This is a genomic window from Nocardioides ginsengisoli (assembly GCF_039537225.1).
In the GTDB taxonomy this organism is placed as follows: Bacteria; Actinomycetota; Actinomycetes; order Propionibacteriales; family Nocardioidaceae; genus Nocardioides; species Nocardioides ginsengisoli.
Genome location: NZ_BAABAC010000033.1, coordinates 63,078 through 70,083 on the forward strand (window position 1 = coordinate 63,078; position 7,006 = coordinate 70,083).

At 70.9% G+C, this 7,006-nt stretch carries 6 protein-coding genes; 1 reads left to right on the plus strand and 5 read right to left on the minus strand.

Annotated features, from left to right (window positions below; genetic code table 11):
- Positions 1 to 173: 173 nt before the first annotated feature.
- The 5 genes from AB4880_RS17735 to AB4880_RS17755 form a co-directional block, all read right to left on the minus strand.
- Positions 174 to 1,337, minus strand: coding sequence for a CaiB/BaiF CoA transferase family protein (locus AB4880_RS17735; RefSeq protein WP_367920553.1), 1,164 nt, complete (start codon positions 1,335 to 1,337; stop codon positions 174 to 176).
- A 64-nt stretch (positions 1,338 to 1,401) separates the two neighbouring features.
- A complete protein-coding gene (locus tag AB4880_RS17740) occupies positions 1,402 to 2,676 on the minus strand; it encodes a M15 family metallopeptidase (protein WP_367920554.1) in 1,275 nt (424 codons plus the stop codon).
- A 63-nt stretch (positions 2,677 to 2,739) separates the two neighbouring features.
- The gene (locus AB4880_RS17745; RefSeq protein WP_367920555.1) at positions 2,740 to 3,321 is read right to left on the minus strand and encodes a TetR/AcrR family transcriptional regulator; all 582 of its coding nucleotides are present in this window, start codon (positions 3,319 to 3,321) and stop codon (positions 2,740 to 2,742) included.
- Positions 3,322 to 3,349: 28 nt separating this feature from the next.
- Positions 3,350 to 3,550, minus strand: a complete 201-nt coding sequence (locus tag AB4880_RS17750) for a ferredoxin (protein ID WP_367920556.1) — start codon at positions 3,548 to 3,550, stop codon at positions 3,350 to 3,352.
- Positions 3,550 to 5,049 (minus strand): fatty acid desaturase, encoded by a 1,500-nt coding sequence (locus AB4880_RS17755; RefSeq protein ID WP_367920557.1) that lies wholly within the window; start codon positions 5,047 to 5,049, stop codon positions 3,550 to 3,552. Before AB4880_RS17755 ends, AB4880_RS17750 begins: the two co-directional genes overlap by 1 nt.
- 293 nt (positions 5,050 to 5,342) lie before the next feature.
- Here AB4880_RS17755 and AB4880_RS17760 point away from each other — a divergent pair, with 293 nt between their 5' ends.
- Positions 5,343 to 6,902, plus strand: a complete 1,560-nt coding sequence (locus AB4880_RS17760; RefSeq protein ID WP_367920558.1) for a serine/threonine-protein kinase — start codon at positions 5,343 to 5,345, stop codon at positions 6,900 to 6,902.
- The last annotated feature ends 104 nt before the right edge of the window (positions 6,903 to 7,006 follow it).

The following is a 7,006-nucleotide window of genomic DNA, read 5'->3' on the forward strand; positions in this document are numbered from 1 at the left end:
CATCCGCCGCGCATGTAACTCGGTGTTCGGTCGTCCACCACGGCGGAACGTCATCCACCACGGTCCAATGTCATCTACCACGGCGCAACGTCATCCACCACGGGGTCATGACCGGTCATGACCCCGTGGTGGATCCACGGACACCGAGTTACATGGTCGGCCGACCCCGCCGATCAGGCCGTGATCTGCACCGCAGCGCCGCGCTCGATCAGCCCGTCGACGTCCTCGATGCCCCAGGCGGCGAGCGCCTCGCGGGTGTGGGCGCCGGCGCCGGGGGCCGGGGGGTGCGACAGCGTGGCGCGGGTGCGGGAGAAGCGCGGCGCCGGCTGGGGCTGGACGATCCCCTCGTGCTCGACGAAGACCTCGCGGCCCTTGATGTGCGGGTGGTCCTTGGCCTCGCTCATCCGCAGGATCGGCGCGACGCAGGCGTCGGTGCCGTCGAAGATCGCGCACCACTCGTCGCGGGTCCTGGTCTTGAAGGTCGAGGTGATCAGCGCGCGCAGCTCGTCGGTGCGGGCCAGGTCGAAGCGGTCGGGAGCCGTCTCCTTGATGCCGAGCAGCTCGATGAAGAGGTCGTAGAACTGGGGCTCCAGGGCGCCCACCGACATGTGCTCGCCGTCGGCGGTCTCGTAGATGTCGTAGTACGGCGCGCCGCCGTCGAGCAGGTTCGCGGCCCGCTCCTCCTTGAAGCCGCCGCCGGCGAGGAAGGCGGAGGTCATCGCGTTGAGGTTCGCCGTGCCGTCGACGATCGCGGCGTCGACGACCTGGCCCTGACCCGACAGCCGGGCCTCGAAGACCGCGGCCAGGATGCCGATGACGAGGTACGTCGAGCCGCCGCCGAAGTCGCCGACCAGGTTGGTCGGGAACTGCGGCTTGTCCTTGACCTGGCCCAGGCCGTGCAGGGTGCCGGTGATGGCGATGTAGTTCATGTCGTGGCCGGCGGCCTGCGACCAGGGGCCGTCCTGGCCCCAGCCGGTCATCCGGCCGTAGACCAGCCGCGGGTTGCGCTCGTGGCACGCCTCCGGCCCGAAGCCGAGCCGTTCGGCGACGCCGGGCCGCATGCCCTCGACGAGGACGTCGGCGGTGGCCACGAGGTCGAGGACGGTGGCGACCGCCTCGGGGTCCTTGAGGTTGAGCGCGACGCTCGGGCGGCCGCGGTTGAGCAGGTCGTGCGAGCCGCCGGTGAGCATCTGGCCGCCGGGGCGCTCGACCCGGATCACGTCGGCGCCGAGGTCGGCGAGGATCATGCACGCGTGCGGGCTGGGCCCGATGCCGGCGATCTCGACGACCTTGAGGCCCTTGAGCGGACCGGTTCCCTGACCCAGCGCGAACGTCATGGCGGGCATCATGGCACAACGCTGACAGTGATGGTGTCAGCGTCCGCACTCAGCGGGACCGGGGTCAGCCGGGGCTGACGATCTGGCGCAGCTCGAAGTGCATCGGGTCGGTGTAGGCCCAGTCGCCGCCCCACGCGAAGCCCCAGAGCTTGAAGATCGACACGATCTCGCGGTTCATCTGGCCCACCGTGCCGCGCTGGTTGCCCGGGACGTTGAGGTCGAGGGCCAGCCCGAAGGAGTGGTTGGACAGCTGCGTGGAGCCGGCGATGAAGCGCGGGACGAAGCAGCCGCCGTACTGGCCCCGCTGGATCTGGTCGGCCAGCCCGCGCTTGACGACCTCGGCGAGGGCGGCCTTGAGCTGCGGCATCATGTACTTGTTGCAGGTGACCGCGCCGAGGATCGGCACCACCTCGGTCACGATGTGCGACTTCACCCAGGCCGGGTCGGGCGCGATCCGGCCGCCGCCGAGCGGCGTGTAGCGGTAGGTGCCGACGGCGTCGCGGAAGGCGCCCACCAGGACGACGTTCTGGAAGGTACCGAGGTCGAGGCCCTCCTGCTGCACGATGTCGAGGTTGCTGATCGAGTACGTCGACTTGCCGACCAGCTTCTCGATCTTCTTGCGGACCGCCTGGGGCGAGGAGATGCCGGTGTTGATGAGCACCGCGTTCTTGTCGGGCAGGCCGAGCGTGTGGCCCCACTTGGTGTTGACGACCGCGTCGATGCCGTCGACGCCACCGGGCGAGAGCGCGCCGATGTGGATCTTCTGGTCGTTGACCTCGAGGTAGCCGGACTTGTCGGGGACGAGCTCCTTCTCCCGCGCCTTCGGGATCGCGATCTCGCCACCGGCGACGCGGTCCCACTCGGCCTGGAAGCGCGCGGCGTCGTTGCCGTTGAAGCGGCGGTAGGCGGCCGGGTCGACAGCGACGATGTTGTAGAGCTTGTTCTCGACGGAGAACTGGCCGTAGGAGAGCCGGGTGTAGGCGGCGACGCCCTTGCGCTCGCTCTTGCCCTTGCCGATGGTGACGCCGGTGATCCTCGCGACGTCGGCGTCGGAGATGGTGTCCTGGGAGACCACGAGCAGGTCGTCGCCGTACTGCTTGCCGTCGAATGGCCCCGGCGGCGCGACGGCGTGGGCCGGGTCGGCGACGTTCTCAGCGGTGGCGCTCGTCGAGGCGGCCGCCTTGGACGGGTCGCCGGGCTTGGCGGGCGTGCCCTTCTCGGTGCTGCCGCAGCCGGCGAGGGCGAGGGCGACGGTGAGCGCCGACAGCCCCGACAACGCCGCCGTCAGCGTCGTCGTCCGGCCGCGCCTCGTCCGCGTGTGGCCTCGCGCCAACCCCATGGTCCCTTCCCTGCACTGCGTCCCCTGCCACCGGTGCTCCCGGCAGTCCTCCCTGGGGGCAGATTAGGCCATCGGACCTCGGCGCAGGACGCGTTCGGCGATCCAGGCGATGTCGTCGCCGGTCCGCGCGGGGTCGCCGGACGGCTGCATGACGTGGCTCAGGACGAGCCGGACGACCATGTCGATGCTGGCCTCGAGCCGGTCGGCCGGCAGGTCGACGTCATAGGCCGCGACCCGCTCGGCGACGACCAGCTTGGCCCCCTCGAGGAGATACTCCGAGTGGGTGGTCAGCAGCGGCAGCAGCTCGGTGTCGGCGCCGTGGGTGGCGGAGACGACCGCATGCAGCAGCGCGTTGTTCTGCGCGTACTTCAGGACCCGCCGTGCCGAGTCGCGGATCGCCCCGATCAGGTCGTCGGGGTTCTCGTCGAAGGAGCGCGCGACCCCGGCGAGGAAGCGGTCGAGCTCGCGCATCACCATCGCCTCGGCGAGGTCGTTCTTGGTGCCGATCTCGTTGTAGACGGTCTGCCGGCTCACCCCGACCTCGTCGGCCAGGCGGGCCATGGTGACCTTGGCCCAGCCGGCGTCGGTCGTCAGCTGGACGGCGGCCTCGAGCAGGCGCTCGCGCAGAGGGGACGACGTGACCACGCCCTCGAGGGTAGTCACCGCCATCGGCTCAGCCCTCGAGGGTCAGCGCGAGGACCGGGCAGGCCTGGACCGCGGCGTAGACGTGGGCGCGGTCGGACTCCGGCGGCGCGGCGTCGAGGACGACGACCTTGTCCTCGTCCTCGTCCACCTCGAAGTAGTCGTTGGCCATCGCCTCGCACATGCCGAGGCCCTCGCACTTGTCGACGTCAGCGTGGATCTTCATTGCCATCAGGCCTGCACCTTCTCGGGGTCGAACGGGACGAAGTCGATCTTCTCGCGGACACCGCAGTCGGGACAGCACCAGTCGTCCGGGATGTCGGCCCAGGCCGTGCCGGCGGCGAAGCCCTCGTGCTCGTCGCCCGCGGCGACCTCGTAGACGTAGCCGCAGCCGGGGCAGCGCGCGGCGAGCACCTCGCCGACGTACTGCTGGGCGAAGAGGTCGTCGGTCTTGAGCTGGTGCTCGACCGGCGGCGGGAACTTCGCGAGGTAGCGGGCCTCCTTGCCCGGCTTGATGTTGGCCAAGGTGACGTCGCCGTCGAGATGGTCGACGACCCGCCGGTCCATCACCCTGCGCCACAGCGGCGGGATGAGGGCGAGGTCGATCATGCCGGCGTAGCCGGTCGGCAGGGCCGGGGACTCCTTGAAGTCGCGCAGCGTCTGGTAGCGGCGGGTCGGGTTGGCGTGGTGGTCGCTGTGGCGCTGCAGGTGGTAGAGGAAGACGTTGGTGACGATGTTGTTGGAGTTCCACGAGTGCATCGGCAGGACCCGCTCGTAGCGCTGCTTCTCGCCGACCTTCTGCCGCTTCATGCCGTAGTGCTCGAGGTAGTTGACGATCTCGAGCAGGGAGAAGCCGAGCACCATCTGGATGAGCAGGTAGGGGATCGTCGCGACGCCGAAGAGCGCGATCACCGCGCCGAACAGCGCGATCGACATCAGCCAGGCGTTGAGGACGTCGTTGCCGAGGTGGAACGGGTGGGTGCTCTTGCGCTTGTAGCGCTTGGCCTCCAGCTCCCACGCGCTCTTCAGCGAGCCGGAGACGGTGCGGAACCAGAAGGTGTAGAAGCTCTCGCCGAGGCGGCTGGACGCCGGGTCCTCGGGCGTCGCGACGCGGACGTGGTGGCCGCGGTTGTGCTCGATGTAGAAGTGGCCGTAGAACGACGGCGCCAGCGCGATCTTCGACAGCCAGCGCTCGACGGACTCCTTCTTGTGGCCGAGCTCGTGCGCGGTGTTGATGCCGATGCCGCTGATCATGCCGAGCGAGATCGCGATGCCGACCTTGTCGAACGTCGACAGGTGGAAGTCACGGACCAGGTCGGCGCTGACGTGGGTCGCCACCCAGTCCTTGACGCCGAACAGGCTGGCGACGGCCTCGATCGGGTTGATGTTGACGACCATCGCCATCACGCCGAAGAAGGCGACGTACTGGATCGGCAGGTACATGAAGACGACCCAGCGGTAGTACTTGTCGTTCTCGAGCTCCTCGATGACGTCGTCCGGCGGGTTCGTCGGGTCGAGGCCGGCCAGCAGGTCGAGGATCGGGATGATGCCGAACACCAGGATCGGGCCGATCCACAGCACCCAGTGCCAGCCGAGCTCGGCGTAGACGACGAACGCGATGATCGCGAAGCCCGGGATCAGTAGGCCGAGAAGCCACAGATAGCGCTTCTTGTCCTTCCACTTCTCCGTGGATCCCTCGGGGACGGTCGCACCGACGGTCGGTCCGGTCATCGTTGTGCCTCCTTGCGATCGGCGTCGTCGCCGTGGGGGTGCCTACTGGGTGCCGCTGCGGGCGCCGCTTGACACGACCGTAGGACTTGTAAAGCCGTTTGACAAGAGGGGCTGACTTGTAAAGTGCGCGGCGTCACATCCCAGACCGGACGGAGCCGGCGCCGGCGCCGTGCCAACCGGACGGGCCGAACCCGCGTCTTCGGTACGCGCGGCGGCTCGACGCGCGCGAGAATGATCGGTGTCGAGACGGGGCACGGTGTTCCCCGCGCAGGTGCGCACAGGAGAGGAGCGTGATGACGGGCTACCCACGCGAGGGCGAGACCTTCGGCGACTACCTGGTCGACGGTGTGCTGGGCCGCGGCGGGATGGGCGTCGTCTATGCCGCCACCCACAACCGGATCGGCCGCCGGGTCGCGCTGAAGGTGATGGCGCCGGAGCTTGCGGAGAACGAGGAGTACCGCGCCCGCTTCCTCAACGAGACCTCCACCCTGGTGAGGCTCGACAGCCCGCACATCATCCAGGTCCTCGACCACGGCGAGGTCGACGGATCACTGTTCATCGCCACCCAGCTCGTCGCCGGCGCCGACCTCGCCGCCCGGCTCGGCGACGGGCCGCTGCCCGTCGGCACCGCGCTCGCGCTCGCCGTACAGATCACCAGCGGCGTGGCCGACGCCCACCGGGCCGGCGTGCTGCACCGCGACATCAAGCCGAGCAACGTGCTGGTCACCGGCTCGGCGGACTCGCCGTTCGCCTACCTGTGCGACTTCGGGATCGCCCGCGACGCCGAGCCCGACCACGGGCTGACCATGACCGGCGCGGTCATCGGGACCTTCCCCTATCTCGCGCCCGAGCGCTTCGGCGGCGCCCCCGCCGCGGTGACCTCGGACGTCTACGCGCTGGGCTGCCTGCTCTGGGCGATGCTGACCGGCGCGCCGCCGTACTCGGGGACGCAGTTCGTCCTCGCCCGCGAGCACCTCGAGGCGCCGGTGCGCCAGCTCGCCGTCGACGCGCCGTGGGTCGAGGACCTCAACGGCGTCCTCGCGCAGGGCATGGCGAAGGACCCCGCCGAGCGCTTCGTCACCGTCGACGCGATGCGGGTGGCGCTCGACCACGTGCTGGCGTCGGTGCCGATGCACCTGCGGCACCACGCGGTCCGGCCGGCCGGACCGCCCGCGCCCGTCCCGGCGCCGGTCGCAACGCCGGTCCCCGCGCCGCTCGCGCCTCCCCCGCCGCCTCCGCCTCCGCCCCGGACGCCGGTCCCCGAGGCGACGTCGGGCCCGACGCCGACCCGCTCGGGCCCGGTCGCCGTGCCGCAGCCGCGGCGGCGCGCCGGGTGGATCGCGGTCGCCGCCGGGCTGGCGGCGCTCGTCGCGGTCGCCGGACTGGCGCTGGTCCTGCGGCCGTGGGCGTCGACCGGCGGCGACGGTGGTCCGCGCGCCGCGAACGACCCGACCACGCACGGGAGCAGCACGGGCAGCACCGGCAGCGGCGGCAGCACGGGCAGCGGCGGCGGGCCGACCTCGGGGACGACCGGCGAGGTCGGGGGCGTGGCGACCAGCCGTCCGCAGCAGGACCAGGGCGTCGCCGTACGGGTGCGGGGGACGTGTGGCGACGGCAGCTGCTACCTGCAGGTCCGGACCGGCCCGTCGACCCAGGACGCCGAGAAGCGTCTGGCGAACGGAACCAGCGAGCGCTGGAGCGACGGCACCCAGCACCGGGTCGTGTGCTGGACGCGCGGCACCGAGGTGTCCTCGCAGTCGCTGAACGCCAGCTCGGACCACTGGGCGAAGACGACGGACGGCGGCTGGGTCGCCGCGCTGCACCTGACCGGGGCGACGGTCCCGCAGTGCTGAGCCGCACCGGCCGGCTGGCCGCGCTGGCCGGCGTGCTCGTGCTCGCCGTCCTCTCCCTCGCGACCGGCGGCGCGCCCGAGCCGGCGCCGACCCGTGCGCCCGGC

Excerpts from the sequence above, each read along its gene's own strand:
- AB4880_RS17755 (WP_367920557.1), bottom strand. The coding sequence starts at position 5,049 with ATGACCGGACCGACCGTCGGTGCGACCGTCCCCGAGGGATCCACGGAG.
- AB4880_RS17740 (WP_367920554.1), bottom strand. The coding sequence starts at position 2,676 with ATGGGGTTGGCGCGAGGCCACACGCGGACGAGGCGCGGCCGGACGACG.
- AB4880_RS17735 (WP_367920553.1), bottom strand. The coding sequence starts at position 1,337 with ATGACGTTCGCGCTGGGTCAGGGAACCGGTCCGCTCAAGGGCCTCAAG.
- AB4880_RS17750 (WP_367920556.1), bottom strand. The coding sequence starts at position 3,550 with ATGGCAATGAAGATCCACGCTGACGTCGACAAGTGCGAGGGCCTCGGC.
- AB4880_RS17760 (WP_367920558.1), top strand. The coding sequence starts at position 5,343 with ATGACGGGCTACCCACGCGAGGGCGAGACCTTCGGCGACTACCTGGTC.